General features: G+C 42.9%; 1 protein-coding gene. It reads left to right on the forward strand.

Features of this window, described 5'->3' with window-relative positions; all coding sequences use genetic code 11:
• A partial coding sequence (locus HMPREF1865_RS09600; protein ID WP_196484512.1) for a hypothetical protein occupies positions 1-226 on the forward strand: 226 nt, incomplete at both ends.

A 226-nucleotide genomic window follows, 5' to 3' on the forward strand; every position in this document is an offset into this window, starting at 1 on the left:
TTATGGGCGGCCAAACAGTGACTAATGCAGGCAGAGAAAATGAAACCGGTAATTATGTAACGGGTTTAGACAATAAGACTTGGAATCCGGATAAAATTGTATCCGGTCGTGCTGCCACAGAAGATCAAGTGAAAGATGCTATAGCGACTCAAACGGCTATGGGTCTTAAGTTTGATGCCAATGTGGGCGGTATGAAAACTAATAAATTAGGCTCCACTGTGCTTGT

The organism is Veillonella parvula (genome assembly GCF_001553335.1).
In the GTDB taxonomy this organism is placed as follows: domain Bacteria; phylum Bacillota; class Negativicutes; order Veillonellales; family Veillonellaceae; genus Veillonella; species Veillonella parvula_S.